15 protein-coding genes are annotated in these 13534 nt (G+C 70.8%); all 15 read right to left on the bottom strand.

The genetic code is table 11. The features are described 5' to 3' along the window. Positions 1-154 precede the first annotated feature (154 nt). Positions 155-814 carry an OmpA family protein gene (locus ACIF6F_RS31095; protein ID WP_399954420.1) on the bottom strand — a complete coding sequence of 220 codons (660 nt, stop codon included), beginning with the start codon at positions 812-814 and terminating at the stop codon, positions 155-157. Positions 815-818: 4 nt separating this feature from the next. Next, positions 819-1415, bottom strand: coding sequence for a hypothetical protein (locus ACIF6F_RS31090; RefSeq protein ID WP_399954417.1), 597 nt, complete (start codon positions 1413-1415; stop codon positions 819-821). Positions 1416-1444: 29 nt separating this feature from the next. After that, entirely contained in the window at positions 1445-2077 is a 633-nt protein-coding gene (locus tag ACIF6F_RS31085; RefSeq protein ID WP_399954413.1) for a pilus assembly protein TadG-related protein, read from the bottom strand. A 2-nt stretch (positions 2078-2079) separates the two neighbouring features. After that, positions 2080-2310, bottom strand: coding sequence for a hypothetical protein (locus tag ACIF6F_RS31080; protein ID WP_399954603.1), 231 nt, complete (start codon positions 2308-2310; stop codon positions 2080-2082). A 215-nt stretch (positions 2311-2525) separates the two neighbouring features. Continuing rightward, positions 2526-3422 carry a response regulator gene (locus tag ACIF6F_RS31075; protein WP_399954410.1) on the bottom strand — a complete coding sequence of 299 codons (897 nt, stop codon included), beginning with the start codon at positions 3420-3422 and terminating at the stop codon, positions 2526-2528. 50 nt (positions 3423-3472) lie between these two features. Continuing rightward, entirely contained in the window at positions 3473-4831 is a 1359-nt protein-coding gene (locus tag ACIF6F_RS31070) for a sensor histidine kinase (protein ID WP_399954407.1), read from the bottom strand. Positions 4832-4837: 6 nt separating this feature from the next. Then, positions 4838-5728: a DUF5936 domain-containing protein gene (locus tag ACIF6F_RS31065; RefSeq protein ID WP_399954404.1), complete on the bottom strand. Its 891-nt coding sequence runs from the start codon at positions 5726-5728 to the stop codon at positions 4838-4840. A gap of 11 nt (positions 5729-5739) precedes the next feature. Beyond that, positions 5740-6678 (bottom strand): type II secretion system F family protein, encoded by a 939-nt coding sequence (locus tag ACIF6F_RS31060; RefSeq protein WP_399954401.1) that lies wholly within the window; start codon positions 6676-6678, stop codon positions 5740-5742. A gap of 39 nt (positions 6679-6717) precedes the next feature. Further along, complete coding sequence (locus tag ACIF6F_RS31055) at positions 6718-8076, bottom strand: CpaF family protein (RefSeq protein ID WP_399954397.1); 1359 nt, start codon at positions 8074-8076, stop codon at positions 6718-6720. Beyond that, on the bottom strand, positions 8073-8432 hold the full coding sequence (locus tag ACIF6F_RS31050; protein WP_399954394.1) for a TadE/TadG family type IV pilus assembly protein: 360 nt from the start codon (positions 8430-8432) through the stop codon (positions 8073-8075). Before ACIF6F_RS31050 ends, ACIF6F_RS31055 begins: the two co-directional genes overlap by 4 nt. A gap of 1 nt (position 8433) precedes the next feature. Next, positions 8434-8835, bottom strand: a complete 402-nt coding sequence (locus ACIF6F_RS31045; RefSeq protein WP_399954391.1) for a TadE/TadG family type IV pilus assembly protein — start codon at positions 8833-8835, stop codon at positions 8434-8436. 3 nt (positions 8836-8838) lie between these two features. After that, entirely contained in the window at positions 8839-10146 is a 1308-nt protein-coding gene (locus ACIF6F_RS31040) for a CpaE family protein (protein ID WP_399954388.1), read from the bottom strand. A 7-nt stretch (positions 10147-10153) separates the two neighbouring features. After that, entirely contained in the window at positions 10154-10855 is a 702-nt protein-coding gene (cpaB, locus tag ACIF6F_RS31035) for a Flp pilus assembly protein CpaB (protein ID WP_399954384.1), read from the bottom strand. A gap of 117 nt (positions 10856-10972) precedes the next feature. After that, a complete protein-coding gene (iscB, locus tag ACIF6F_RS31030) occupies positions 10973-12256 on the bottom strand; it encodes an RNA-guided endonuclease IscB (protein ID WP_399954600.1) in 1284 nt (427 codons plus the stop codon). 419 nt (positions 12257-12675) lie between these two features. Further along, positions 12676-13521 carry a hypothetical protein gene (locus ACIF6F_RS31025; RefSeq protein ID WP_399954381.1) on the bottom strand — a complete coding sequence of 282 codons (846 nt, stop codon included), beginning with the start codon at positions 13519-13521 and terminating at the stop codon, positions 12676-12678. Positions 13522-13534: the final 13 nt, after the last annotated feature.

Genomic DNA, 13534 nt, shown 5'->3' with positions numbered 1-13534 from the left:
GTACCCGAACCGGCCATCGCTTCGTCTCCCCCTGGCTGCTGCGCGTGCACGTGGCAGAACCGGCCCCGCCGGGTGGGTGGCGGGGCCGGTTCGTGCGTGGACCGACGGTGCGGGGTCGGTGGGTTCGTTCGTTCCTGTACTGCTTCTTCCCTGGCTACTGGCCGCCCTCACCGCGCGGGAACGAGATCTCGACGCGGCGGTTCTTCTTGCGGCCTTCCTCGGTGCCGTTGTCGGCGATCGGGTAGTCCTCGCTGTAGCCGCGGATGTCGAAGGTGATGCCGGGGTCGAGGTCCTTGGCGAGCTGCCGCTGGACGGCGTCGGCGCGCTGCTTGGAGAGCACCTTGCCGTGCTCGTAGGTGCCGAGGTTGTCGGTGAAGCCGAAGACGCGCACCTTGGTGGCCTTCTGCTTGTTGATCTCGGCGGCAATGGCCTGGATGCGGGCGGTGGCCTGGGCGTTGAGGACGGCGCTGTCCTTGGGGAACAGCACCTCGGCCTGCAACGCCATCATGATGGTCTCGTTGGTGTCCTGGCGGCGCTCCTCGCCACCGAGGTCCTCGACGACCTGAGCGATGTCGAGCACCTTGGGCGGGGCGAGGGTGGCGCCTTGGGGGAGCTTGAGACCGGGGGAGTTGGAGTCGATGGGGACGTCGGGCTGCGACGACGCCTCGGTGCCGGGCGGCACGGACGGCTTGTCGTCGGCCCTCGCGGCAGTGGCACCGAGGACGTGGGCGCCCGTGATCAGGAGGGTGGCCGCGGCCGTGATGGCGGCGAGGTGCGATGGCTTTGGTGAGCGCCGAAGTTGGTTCTCGGTCATGGCCTCATCCCGAGATCTTGACGGTGGCGGCGGCGAAGGTGGGCAGTTGGAAGGAGACCTCGGCTGTGCCCTCTGGCGGCGCGGGGAACTGGGCGAAGAAGGGCACAGACTGACCGGCATCGATGCTGGAGACACCCATGGTGCACAAGCACTTTCCGTCCGTGTCCCGGAGCACGTAATAGCGCTTCTTGCCCACGGGGTCCGTCAAGGTGGCGCCTGCAACGGACTCGCCACTCGCAACGACGGCCTCTTCGTTGCCTCGCCACGGCGCTGTGTCCACGAAGGTCTTGTCGCCGGTGTTCTTGATCTGGCCATTGATCGTGATGAAGCCGCCTGCGTCGCGACTCGCGGAACTGATGGTCAGTACCGTGCCTTCGCGGCCGCGCACGGTCGCAAGTACCTGGTCGTCGCCAGGCGTCTCATCAGCATTAGGGCTAGCGCTCCCGCCCCCTTGCGGCTTCGCGGCCGACGACTGGCCAGCCTTGTCGGGCTGCTTCCCGTCATCCCCGCCACCGCAACCGGCCAACGTGAGGGTCAGCGCTGCCGCCATGGCTACAGCGGCCGCTCCCCCGCGGACCTTCATCGTCTGCCGAATGCTCATGTGTGCCGCTTCCTTGTCTGTCGTTCGCTTTAGTCGACCAGTCGCACGCTGAAGAGGAGCTTTGCCAGCTCGCGCCAGGGATCCGGGTTGAGGGGATCGAACGTCACGTCTCCGCCCTTGCACTTCAGGTCGAAGGGCTTCGGCTTGTCGTCGTCATCGCCGGGCGGCGGGTCGTCACCGTCGCCTGGGTCCACCGGGTCGTCGCCCAGCTGACAGCGCGGCTCGATCACGGCGGCGGCATCGGCGGTCCCGTGCATGGTGCTGGTCCCCGGGACCACGGACTCGCCGACCGCCTTGTCGGTCTTGACCGACGCCTCGAAGCGCGGAAGCACGACCGAGCACGACTCCAAGGACGCACGGTTGTCCGCCGCGAGGGCGCGCGCCGCCCCGCAGGCACCCTCTAGGTCCAGGAGCTCGCCCCGCAGGAGCTTCTCCCAGTCCTCCCGCTTGAGCAGTCCGAGGCTGAGGCCGGGCTTGAGGTGGTCACGGGCGTCCGTGGCCGCGGCGAGGGCGGCGGCGTCAGCGGCACCCTGTGCTGTGCTCCGGGTGGCGGAGGCCATGCCGACGGCGAAGAAAGCGAACGCGGCAAAGAGCAGGCCCGCCACCACTACGACGTAGATGGGGAAGGCCTGCCCTTTGTCCTGCTTGAGACCGACGTGCAAGATCAGCCGGCCTTGATCTTCTCGACCTGCTCCTTGATCTTCTTGGTGATCTCCGCGCCGATGCCCGACGCCACGATCGCGAGGATCAGCGCCACCACGACCAGGATGATGCCCAGGTACTCGAAGGCCGTCTGGCCGCGGTCCAGGTTCGCGTACCGCTTCTGAATGCGGGTCACCGCGGTGTTGGCCCAGCCGTTCACGCGGATCTTGGTGTCGATGGCGGCCTTGAGCATCTTGTCGTTCGACATGGGATTCCCCTCCCGGTCCGGCCGACCGGTGATCGGCCGACGCGCAAGTCTCTGTAGTGCCTGCGGACTCCCCGGCGTCTTCGCCGGTGCCGCTTTCGACACGAGAAACGTACGGGCGGGAACCCCTCCCGGCTGAGGGTCCCAGGGCCCAACCGCGGGCCCAATCCGGGGCCTGGGCCCGCGGGCCCGCACTACCGGCCTCACGCATGGCCCACCCCCGGGCGGGCCGTGCCCAGCCAGACCGCGATGGCCTCGCTGCGGCTGGCGGTGTGGAGCTTCGCGAAGATCCGGTTGATGTGGTTCTTGACCGTCTTCTCGCTGATGAAGCAGGTGGCGGCGATCTGCTGGTTGTTCATCCCGGAAGCGATCAGGTCCATGATCTCCACCTCCCTCGAACTCAGCCCGAAACCCGTGTGATTGTGTGACCGCTCAGAAGACTGTGCCATACGAGATTGCGTTTGCGAAGGGGTCTGCTGAGGATTTCCGGCGTAGGGAACCCCCGTAGCGAAGACCTGCCCCAGCCCTTCCGGCAGCGAATCCCGGCCCGTCGCCCCCTCCCGCACTTGCGCCAGCAACGCACCCGCGGCCGTCGCCGTGAAGTGGGCCCGGCCCTCCTTGACGTCCCTTACGGCATGCACCAGCTGGTCGGCGGTGAACTCGCCGTGCACCAGGTACCCGCCGGCGCCCAGCCTCAGCGCCTCACGGACGATCTCGTTCTCACGGCTGTACGTCAACATCATCACCGGCGCGATCTGCACCAGGTACGGCAGCGCGGAGATGCCGTCGACGCCCGGCATCCGCACGTCGAGCAGGACCACGTCGGGGCGGTGCTGCTGGGCGAGTTGGACGGCCTGGCGGCCGTCGGTGGCCTCGGCGACCACCTGGATGTCCTCGCGGCCGCCGAGGAGGACCGTGAGGCCCGCCCGTACGACGGGGTTGTCGTCGGCGACGACCACGCGCAGCGGAGGGGACGGGAAGGGATCGGGGAACGCCGCGGCCGGCAGGGGAATCGGCACGTGGGCGGGCGTGTGCTCGGAGCGGAGCGATGCGGCTCCCGAGCTGCTGTGCTGGGACACGTGGAACGGGTCGTCCGGCATGGGTGCGGCCTCCTCTCGTGGGTTGCGGGGACGTGGGTGAGCCGGTCGCTCTAGTGCGGGGTCGGGGACGGGGCCTGGGTAGGACTCAGGGGCAGGCCCTGGGCCGGGGTCAGGGCCGCGACCGGCAGGTCCAGGCGTACCTCCGTGCCCGAGGCGGTGCGGCCGCGGCCGATGCGGATGCGGGCGCCGATGGAGGCGGCGCGCTCGACCATGCCGACCAGGCCGAAGTGGCCGGACCTGCGGAGTTCTTCGAGGGTGGTGCCGGGCGGCAGGCCCTTGCCGTCGTCCAGCACGCTGATGCGGAGCAGGCTGTTGACGATGCCGGCCTCCACGACGACGTGCCGGGCCTGTGCGTGCCGGTGGGCGTTCTCCAGGGCTTCGGAGGCGACGGTGAGGAGTTCGCGGGCGACGGTGTGCGGAACGGCGGGGGCGGGGGTGGATCCGAGCTGCCGGAACTCGGCCGGGATGCCGGTCCGCGCACCGAAGTCGCGTACGCGTGCGTCGAGTTCCTCGCCGACCTGCACGCCGCCGCCCAGGTCGCCGTCGCGGCGCAGGTCCGCCAGCAGTTCGCGCGATTCGGCGGCCGCCCGGCGGGCCGAGCGCGCCACCAGTTCGGCCTGGTGCTTCACCGTGAGCGGGTCCATGCGGCCGGCCGAGGAGGCCAGCCCGTCCGCGGCCAGGGCGAGGCCGTGCAGGGTCTTGGCCACCGAGTCGTGCATCTCCCGCGCGAGGCGGGACCGCTCCTCGCCCACCGCCTCGGTGACGGCGAGGCGGGCCCGGGTCTCGGTGAGCGCCTGGCTCGCGGTGCCGAAGCGGAAGAGGAGGTTGCGCAGGGCCACGCCGACGGCGCCCGCGATGAGGCAGAGCCCCGGCAGCATGACGGCGCCGACGGCCGTGGCGTTCAGGCCGGAGTCGGCCGCGTACACCCCCGCGACGGCGCTGGCCTGGAGGGCGGCGTAGATGGCGGAGCCGCGCCACCCGTAGACCAGTCCGGCCAGCAGCGGGGTGCAGACGATCACGAAGCCCAGCGGCGACTCCGGCGAAGCCGTGACCAGCAGCAGGGTGCTGAAGAACATGTCGACGGCCAGCACCCAGCGGTACTTCAGCAGCAGCGGGCCGAAGCGCTCCCAGTCGCGGAAGAGCAGGTACGAGCCCATGAAGGTGACCAGTACGGCGCCGCCGACCAGCCAGGTCGCCAGGCCCGGGGCGGTGTGCCCGAGGGCGAAGGGCGTGCCCAGGGCGATCATCGCCAGCCGGAAGCCGAAGACCTGGCGGCACATGGCCTGGAGGGCGTTGATCTGGATCGACAGGGCGGGGGCGGGCTGCTGCTGCGGGAGGGCGCGCACCCGTTCCAGCTCGCGCAGCGGGCCGCGGAGCTGGAGGGTCGGGTTCGTCGTGCCGGAGTACACGGCGCCTCACCCGCCCAGGAAGGCGTCGAAGTCGAGGTTGGCGCCGTAGATGAACCCGCAGACCAGCAGTATGAGCGTGCCGGGCAGCATGAACGTGGTGACGGCGAAGGTGGCCTTGGGGACAGCGCGGGCGGCCCGGCGGCGGGCGTTCTGCGCGTCGGCGCGGCGCATGTCCTCGGCGATCTGGATGAGCGTCTCCACGATCGGCGAGCCGAGCTCCTCGCCCTGCTGGAGCGCGGTGACGAACTGGGCGACCTGTTCGCTGTCGTTGCGCTGGCGCAGTTCGTCGAAGGCCTGGCGGCGGCTGACGCCCATGTCCATCTGGCGCAGGGTGATCCGCACCTCGTCGGACCAGGGTCCCCGGTACTTGTCCGCGACCCGCTCCAGGGCCTGGCGGAAGCTGAGGCCGGCGCTGACGACGACCGCGAGGACGTCGAGGAAGTCGGGCAGGGTGCGCTCGATGTCGTCGCGCCGGACGCGGACGGCGGACCAGAGGCCGACCTCGATCCAGAAGGCGCCGAAGGCGATCATGAGCAGGGCGAGTACGAGCTGCCCGTTGATCAGCATCGCGAAGGCGCCGACGCCGCCGAGGGCCGCGTACACGGCGCGGCGGGCGGCGTAGCGGTCGATGGTGAGACCGCCGGGGTTGCCGGCCATGTCGATCTGCTTGCGCTTCCTGCCGACCCGGGCCGGGCCCATCATGCGCAGGACGGCGGGGGCGTAGCGGATGCCCATGCGGTCGATGACGGAGCCGGCCGCGGAGGTGCGGGTGGAGCCGACCTCCAGGGCGAGGACGAGGTCCGAGGGGAGCTTCACCTCGGCGCGGTACATCCGGATGCCGTGGAAGGCGCCCATGACGCAGAGGGCGGCGGCGAGGGCGAGCAGGAGGGCGGTCATGTTCTGCTCCCTCAGACGTCGATCTTGGACAGGCGGCGGATGATGACGAAGCCGGCCGTGAAGAGGCCGATGGCGATGATCACGGCGGTCTGGCCGATGAAGGCGCCGGTCATGCGGTCGAGTGCGCCGGGCATCATCGCGTCCACCATCAGCAGCGATCCGACGCCGATGACGGGTACGGCGTACGCGGTGACCGTGACCTGGGAGAGCTGGGTCTTGATCTCGCGCCGGGTCTCCTTGCGCTGCTCCAGCGTGACGGTGAGGTTCCGCAGGGAGCCGACGATCGCGCCGCCGGCCCGGCTGGAGAGGACGAGGGTGGTGACCAGGACGACCAGCTCGCGGGAGGGGAGCCGGTCCGCCAGCTCGCCCAGCGCGTCGTCGATGGAGGCGCCGACGGCCAGCCGGTCGGCGACGCGGGCCAGTTCCTCGCCCGCCGGGGCCTCCAGCTCGTCGGCCGCCATGGCGATGGCGGTGCGGAGGGCGAGGCCGGCCTGGGTGGCGTTGGCGAGGATGCGGGACAGCTCCGGGAGCTGGTTGATGAACTTCTCGATGCGCTTGCCGCGCTGCCAGTTGAGGAAGGCGTTGGCCCCCCAGAGGCCGATGAGGCCCGCCACCGGTCCGAAGAAGGCCGCGAGCATCGAGGCGGCGACCAGCCAGACGCCGAGGACCCCGCCCAGCATGTAGACGAAGAACTCGCCGGGCGTGAGGTCGAGGCCGGTCGCGGCGAGCTTGCGCTCGATGGCCAGGCCCAGCCGGGTCCTGCGCAGTCTGCGGTCCACTCCCCGGAACCTGCGCCGGCGGCCCCCGGACTCGATCCGGCCGGCCGACGACAGCCGGTCGATCAGCGCCGCCCGCTGTGCCCTGCCCGTGGTGTAGGCGTGCACGCCGAGGACCACCAGGACGCTGCCCAGCAGGGTCACGCCGATCGTGAGCAGTGCGATGTTGTTCATGTCGGGTGGCGGCTTCCTCGTCGTGTGGTGCCGGTACGGCTAGTCGGCGATCCGGGTGGTGAGCTGGTCCTCTGTCACGGCGACCCCGAAGGCCTGCGGGATCGGCTGGTTGTTCATGTACAGGCGGTCGGCGATGCGGCGCGGGAGCGGGTGGTACTCGAAGTGGCCGTAGACCCGTCCGTCGCCTGCGATGGGCTGGGCGAGGAACCGGCAGACCGAGGTGATGCGGAACGGCTCCCGGCCGTGGGAGTCGAGGATCGCGATCTCGGTGATCCGGCGGGAGCCGTCCGCGTGGCGGGTGAGCTGGACGATCACGTCGACGGCGCTGTTGATCTGGTCCTGGAGCGCCACGAAGGGCACCTCGACCTCGGACATCGAGGCGAGGGTCTGCAGGCGCATCAGCGCGTCCTCGGCGCTGTTGGCGTGGACGGTGGCGAGCGAGCCGTCGTGGCCGGTGGACATGGCCTGGAGCATGTCGAGGGTCTCGCCGCCGCGGACCTCGCCGACGATGATGCGGTCGGGGCGCATGCGGAGGGAGTTGCGGACCAGGTCGCGGATGGTGATCTGGCCCTTGCCCTCGACGTTCGCGGGCCGGGTCTCCAGGCGGATGACGTGGGACTGCTGGAGCTGGAGCTCAGCGGAGTCCTCGATGGTGATGATGCGCTCGCCCTCGGGGATGAGGCCGGAGAGGGCGTTGAGGAGCGTGGTCTTCCCGGTGCCGGTGGCCCCGGAGACGATGACGTTCATCTTCGCCTGCACCAGGCCGGCGAGCAGGTACAGCATGTGCTCGTCGAGGGAGCCGAGGCCGATCAGCTCCTGCAGGGTGTAGGCCCGCGGGAAGCGCCGGATGGTCAGCGTCGCGCCGGTCAGGGACAGCGGCGGGATGATGACGTTCACGCGCTCGCCGCTGGGCAGGCGCGCGTCGACCATCGGGTTGGCCTCGTCCACGCGGCGGTTGACCGTGGAGACGATGCGCTCGATGGTCTGCATCAGCTGCTCGTGCGAGGCGAAGCGCAGGGGGAGCTGCTCCACGCGCCCGGCCCGCTCCACGTAGATGTGGTCGGGCCCGTTGACCATGATCTCGGAGATGGAGGCGTCCTCCAGGAGCGGCTCCAGGACGCCGAGGCCGAGCGCCTCGTCGACGACGCGCCTGATCAGCTGCGACCGCTCGGCCGTCGAGAGGACCGGCCCCTCGCGGCTGATGATGTGGCCGAGTACGCGTTCCAGGCGTGCCCTGCGCTCGGTGGTGGCGAGCGAGGACATCTCCGCGAGGTCGATCTCCTCCAGCAGCTTGGCCCGGTACGCGGCGACCAGGTGGCCGTCCTCCCGGGCGCTGTGGTGCTCCTCGGGGGACTGGATGCGGGCGCTCAGGCCGCCCCGGCCCTCGCGAAAGGTCATTCGGCGTCCTTCGGCATGGTGGCGGTGCGGACGGCGTCGTCGAAGCTCAGGCCCGGCACGATCGAGGTGATGCGGAGCCGTGCCTCGGCCCTGACCCGGTCGCCCGAGCTGTCCACGGTGATCGTGGAGTGCTCGGCGAGGCCGTCGTTGATCGCTGCCCGGCCGGCCGCGGCGCCGTTCGTGCCGTGCAGCGCCTGGTAGCGGGCCGCGGCGCGGGCGGCGGTGCCGGCCTGCTCGTACGCGTAGGCCACGTACCCGATCTGGAGGCCCGCGACGGCGACCAGGAGCAGCAGTGGCAGGAAGCCCGCGTACTCGATGAGGACCTGCCCGCGGTCGCATCCGTTCCCTCTCCTCATGTCAGTCCTCCGTCCGCTCGTCCACCGCTCCGCCGCGGCCCGTGATGGTCATGCCGCCGAGGTCGAGTCCGGGGTAGAGGACCGGCACCCTGACCGAGACCGTGGCGCAGTAGAGGCGGCCGCCGTTGGGCGGGCAGTTCGCGGTCACGCCCCAGGAGGCGGCGATGTGTTCCTCGGCCGCCGCCTGGCAGGCGGCGCTGCCGTGCACGGCGCCGGCGCGGGACGCCTCGTCCGCCGCGTTGCCGACGAGAATGAACGCGTACCCGATCAGTGCGCACTCCCACACGGCCGCGACGATCAGCAGGATGAAGGGCCAGGTGCCCACGAACTCCACCGCCGTCTGCCCCCGGTCCCGGTCAGGGTCCGAGCCGGTCGCGGGCCGGAGCCTCCGTATCCCGGACACCACTCAGTCCCCCTCCCCCGCCGGCAGTGCCGGGGCTCCCGTGCCGCGGCGCTTCCACAGGCCGATCGAGCCGCGGTCGCCGCCCGCGCGGAGGGCCAGTTGCCCGCCGCGGCCCGCCGGGGTACGGGGCTGGTCGTCCGGGGGCTTCGTCAGGCCCAGTTCGCCCGCCAGGCCCCACAGGGCCTGCTTGACCGTCGAGCGGTTGTCGAGGTCCTGGACGCGGCCCGCGTCCACGACGCCCTGGAGTTCCTTGTAGGCGGCCGGGACCGCGATGCGGGCCACCTTCGTCTTGGTGATCTTCTCGACCAGCGAGGGCTGTATCTCGGTGTGCTTGGTGTAGCGGTTGACGACCATCGCCGTCTCCTCCGCCTTCCTGACCTGGAGCCTCTCCCACATGCGCACCATGCGCTTGGCCGCCCGGACCGCCACCACGTCGGGGGTGGTCACCAGGACGGCGACGTCGGCCATCTCCACCGCTGCCGCGTTCGCGCCGTTCATCTGCGTGCCGCAGTCGATGACGACCAGCTCGTACCGGTTCCTCAGGGCGCTCACGATCTGCCGGGCCGCACGGTCGTTCACCTCCTCGCCGCGTTCGCCGTCGCCGGGGGCCAGCAGCAGGGCCAGCCCAGTCCGGTGGTCGTACACCGCGTCCTGGAGGACGCGCGGGGAGATGTCCTGGATCCCGGCGAGGTCCGCGATCGAGCGGCGGAACTGGACGTCCAGGTACGAGGCGACGTCCCCGGCCTGGAGGTCCATGTCCACCAGGGCGGTACGGCGGCCCGACGCGGCGGCGGCCAGGGCGAACTGGACGGCGGCGAAGGTGGTCCCGACGCCGCCCTTGGCACCGGTGACGGTGACGACGGAGCCGCCGGGGCCGGTGAACACGTCTCCGCCGCGGCCCAGGTGGCGGCGTACGCCCACGGACCACTGGGCGGCGGCCTGGACGCGGGCGGCGAGCTCCTCGTACGAGAGGGGGAGCCCGATCAGGCCGCGGGCGCCCGAGTCCATGGCCGCCGAGAAGAGGGCCGGGCCGGCGTCCGCCGTGACCAGCACCACGCCGACCGCCGGGAAGCGGAGCGCGACCTCGCGGATGAGTTCGAGGGCCGGGACCGGGCCGATGCGTTCGTGGACGAGGACGACCTCGGGCAGCTCCTCGATGGACTCGGCCGCGAGGCGGGCCAGGGTGTCGAGCAGCGAGGTGGAGTCGGTGACGGGCGCGCCGGGCTCCGCGGACGGGAGCTGGCTGAGGAGGGTGGTGATGGAGCGGGCGGCGTCCGGGTCGCCGACCGCCGGGAGGATACGTGTGGTCATCCGGGCCTCACTTGTCCCCTTCGAGGGTGTACATGCGTTCGGCCGGGGTCAGGGAGGTGTCGCTGCCGGGGGCGACGAGGGCCAGCCGGACGTGCTCGGCGAAGGACTCGGCGAACGCGACGCGCTGGGTGTCCTTGGTCTCCAGCGCGAAGGTGATCGGGACGGCCTCGGAGGAGCCCCGGCGGTCGCCCTCGCTCTCCAGGGCGGTCAGCTTGCCGACGTTCAGGACGCGGGCGTTGGTGACGATGATCTTGGAGACGTCGGGGGCGCCGTCCTTCTTGCCCTCGAACGTGGCGATGATGTTGACCTTGTCGCCCGGGTGGATCTTGCCCGCCACGCCCGTCTCGGCGTCGATCATGATGGCGATCTCCTGCTCGCCCGTCTTGAGCTGCGGCCGGTCCACGATCATGTCGGCCTGGAGCAGCGAGCCGGCCTGGAGCGTGGTGAGTACGGTCTTGCGCTCGACCGCGGCGATGTCCGTGACCGCGGTGTCGGGCAGCCAGCGCTTGGGGATCTTGACCCGCTCGAACTGGCCGGCGGACAGCTCCGCGTACGGTGCTATGTCCCTCTTGACGCGGTAGGCGACGACCTCGGGGCCGACCTTGGAATTGACGTCGCTGATCACGGAGAGGACTCCGACGAAGGCCGCGAAGGCGCACAGGACGGAGAGGAGGAGCAGGATGACACCGCGTCGCTGGCGTGAGTTCATCAGGTTCCTTCGTGGATACCCCCGGCTTCAGCCTGGGGAGGAAACGAAGCCGCTGCCGAGCAGGGCGGTGGGCGGGGTCTCGCCGTCAGAGCGAAAGGCCGTGCTCTGGGCCGCAGGTCAGGGTTTGCCTTCGGGGATGGTGGTGTAGGCGTATCCGTCGGCGCGTTGGAGGCGCCGGACGTGTTGGTGCCGGATGCCCTGCACGGTGCCGTCGGCAGTGGTGATGTTGAAGCTGCCGCTGGCGCGGACGGCGACGCGGCCGGTGTGGGTTCCTGCCTTCTTGCCGGTGGGGACGACAGCGCGGACGAGGTCGCCGGTGACGCAGCCGTAGAACTGTTTCTGCCGGGGCATGCGCAGGCGAGGGAAACCGTGCCTGTCCGGTCGGGTCCGGGCATGGGTTCCGCGCCCGAAGCATCCGGCGACCAGGACGCGGGTGACGGTCTCGGTGATCGAGTGGAGCTTGCCGACGGCCAGGGCGTCCAGGGTGTGGGTCTTCGGCAAGCCACAGCGGGTGCGGTTCCACTTGGTGCGGCCTCCACCGGCGGTGTGGGTGGGCATTGTCGCGTTGAGGGCCCGCCACAGTGCCCAACGAGTGACGTTGACGGCGGCTGCGTCCCGCAGCGGGGCTTTGGCCCTCTGAAGGATGCCGGCAGCCCGCTTCGGCGCGAACTCTTCCAAGCGGCGGTTCGACTTGGTCTCGTTACAGAGGACGCAGGCCAGGACGAGGTTGGAGATCCGGTCCGTCCCGCCTCGCGAGCGGGGGTGGACGTGGTCGATGTTGAGGGGGACGTTCATGGTGCCGCAATACACGCAGGCCCGCCCGAACTTCGTCAGCAGGTACTCACGTACCTCGTATCCGTGGAGGGTTCCCTGCTGGTACTCCAACCCCTCCAGCGGTTTCCCGGCGCTGAGGGCGTGGGTGTCGAACGCGACGCGTTCCACGTGCACCGCCTTGACCGGTGCCCAACGCGCAAGGCGGCCGGTCCACGACATGGTCGTCTCCACCCGGTGTCGCAGCGATGGCGCCAGCCAGCCGGCCGGCCGGGTCCGGTTGAGGTACCTCGGGGCGCGGCAGCGCAGGTTCCGGGTGCGGCGGCCGCGACGGTAGGCCGAGCGCTGCTCCAGCTTCTTGCGGATCAACGCGCCCCGGTGGTCCAGCCGAATGGCATACCGGGCCCGGCGCTCGCCCGCCTGGGTGGTGAATACGGCGAGACCGGTGTGGTGGGAGCCGGGGTCGATGCCGACCGCGACGCCGTCCACCTCCGAGTCGGCTGCAGTCCGGTCCTTCAGCCGGATCACGAACGGCGTGTGACGGTGAACGACAGCCCTGCCCTTCTGGAGCAGCTTCCTCGCCCTCGCCGGCGTGCACGGCTGCAACGGGTGTCCGTGCTTGTCGAGCACGAACACGAACGGGTGCCGCTCACGCGGCTCCTCCCCGACCCCGGGGGGGCCGGGGGTGACGTCATCGCTGCCAGGTGAAGCAGCGGTGATCTCACCTCGCACACGTTCCACGCCGGTTGCCTCACGGCGCTCGGCCCCCGTTTCGTCCCTGATCCCGGGGTTGTCTGCTGGGCCGAGTTCCAGAGCCAACTGCTGGTGAAGCACAGTTGGGTGGGTCTTCTCGCCTACGCGGAACGTAGCCAACTTCAGTCACCTCCAATATGCGTTGTCGGCTGGTGCTGGTAACGGCGGCTCTCAGCCCAGCGGGCTGAGAGCCCCTCTTTCACGAGGGGGATCCCGTTACGAGCCGGGCTACCTCGTCGGTCGTCGTCAGTCGGTGAGTCCTCTGGATGCGGGGGGTACTCGGCGGCGCCGCACCCCTACGAGGCCGACGCCAGCGGTGGCGGGGCGAGCGGGGCCTGGCAGAAGCCGCAGCGGTCGCCGATGAGCTCCAGGCCGCACCAGTGGCAGTCGGCCCGGCGTACGGACGCCACCAGCTGGTACAGCACGGAGATGTCGGGGATGGCGGCCGCGAACTCCACCAGGCGCGGGGTGCCCCACCAGCCGGCCGAGTCGGCCGGCAGCGGGCTCTCCAGTACCCCCTGGACCTGCCAGGCGGGGGCGAGTTCGGCGGCCACCCACTCGGAGGCGAGCTGGCCGCGGGCGAAGGTGAGCTGGGTGCCGAAGTCGGGGCCCGGGAGGGGCTCCGCGCCCTGGGCGCCGAGGCGGACCAGGCGCGGCTGCGGGTTGGCGAGCACGGCGAACTGCGAGCCCGGCATCCAGGACTTGGCGTGGCTCTTCAGGCTGACCGGTACGCGGTCCAGCCGGGCCACGGTGCCGAGCAGCGCGCCCGCGTAGACGTAGTGCGCCAGCAGCCGGGCGGCCGAGGCCAGGACGCCCGGGCTGAAGTCGCAGATCGAGAGCTGCCGGAGCTGACGCACCAGCAGGGCGATGCCCAGGGGCGGCAGATCGATGTCGAGCAGCGCGATCCGGTCACTCTCCAGAATCGCCCGAACGGTGTGCAGGCGGCGGACGAAAGCGGCCGGAAGCGAGCTGGGTACGACCACGACGAGGTAGCCGTGGCGCTCCAGCAGCGCCGCCGTCTCGGCGAGCGAGCCCTCCAGGTCCACGGCCTCCGGGGACTGGAGCGTCACCGCGGGCGGAGTGTGGCGGTCCGGAGCGGGCAGCACCAGGTCGGCACTGGTGACTGCGATGGCGGTCGGCACGTGAATCCCCCGT

This window comes from Streptomyces sp. NPDC086023, from assembly GCF_044540325.1.
Lineage (GTDB): Bacteria > Actinomycetota > Actinomycetes > Streptomycetales > Streptomycetaceae > Streptomyces.
Note: the sequence above shows the minus strand (reverse complement) of the source record. Positions and strands in the feature narration are given on the sequence as shown.

Bases quoted from the DNA above. Each gene is read 5' to 3' on its own strand.
- cpaB (WP_399954384.1), bottom strand. From the start codon at position 10,855: ATGAACTCACGCCAGCGACGCGGTGTCATCCTGCTCCTCCTCTCCGTC.
- ACIF6F_RS31040 (WP_399954388.1), bottom strand. From the start codon at position 10,146: ATGACCACACGTATCCTCCCGGCGGTCGGCGACCCGGACGCCGCCCGC.
- ACIF6F_RS31060 (WP_399954401.1), bottom strand. From the start codon at position 6,678: ATGAACAACATCGCACTGCTCACGATCGGCGTGACCCTGCTGGGCAGC.
- ACIF6F_RS31055 (WP_399954397.1), bottom strand. From the start codon at position 8,076: ATGACCTTTCGCGAGGGCCGGGGCGGCCTGAGCGCCCGCATCCAGTCC.
- ACIF6F_RS31080 (WP_399954603.1), bottom strand. From the start codon at position 2,310: ATGCTCAAGGCCGCCATCGACACCAAGATCCGCGTGAACGGCTGGGCC.
- ACIF6F_RS31065 (WP_399954404.1), bottom strand. From the start codon at position 5,728: ATGACCGCCCTCCTGCTCGCCCTCGCCGCCGCCCTCTGCGTCATGGGC.
- ACIF6F_RS31075 (WP_399954410.1), bottom strand. From the start codon at position 3,422: ATGCCGGACGACCCGTTCCACGTGTCCCAGCACAGCAGCTCGGGAGCC.
- ACIF6F_RS31050 (WP_399954394.1), bottom strand. From the start codon at position 8,432: ATGAGGAGAGGGAACGGATGCGACCGCGGGCAGGTCCTCATCGAGTAC.
- ACIF6F_RS31095 (WP_399954420.1), bottom strand. From the start codon at position 814: ATGACCGAGAACCAACTTCGGCGCTCACCAAAGCCATCGCACCTCGCC.
- ACIF6F_RS31090 (WP_399954417.1), bottom strand. From the start codon at position 1,415: ATGAGCATTCGGCAGACGATGAAGGTCCGCGGGGGAGCGGCCGCTGTA.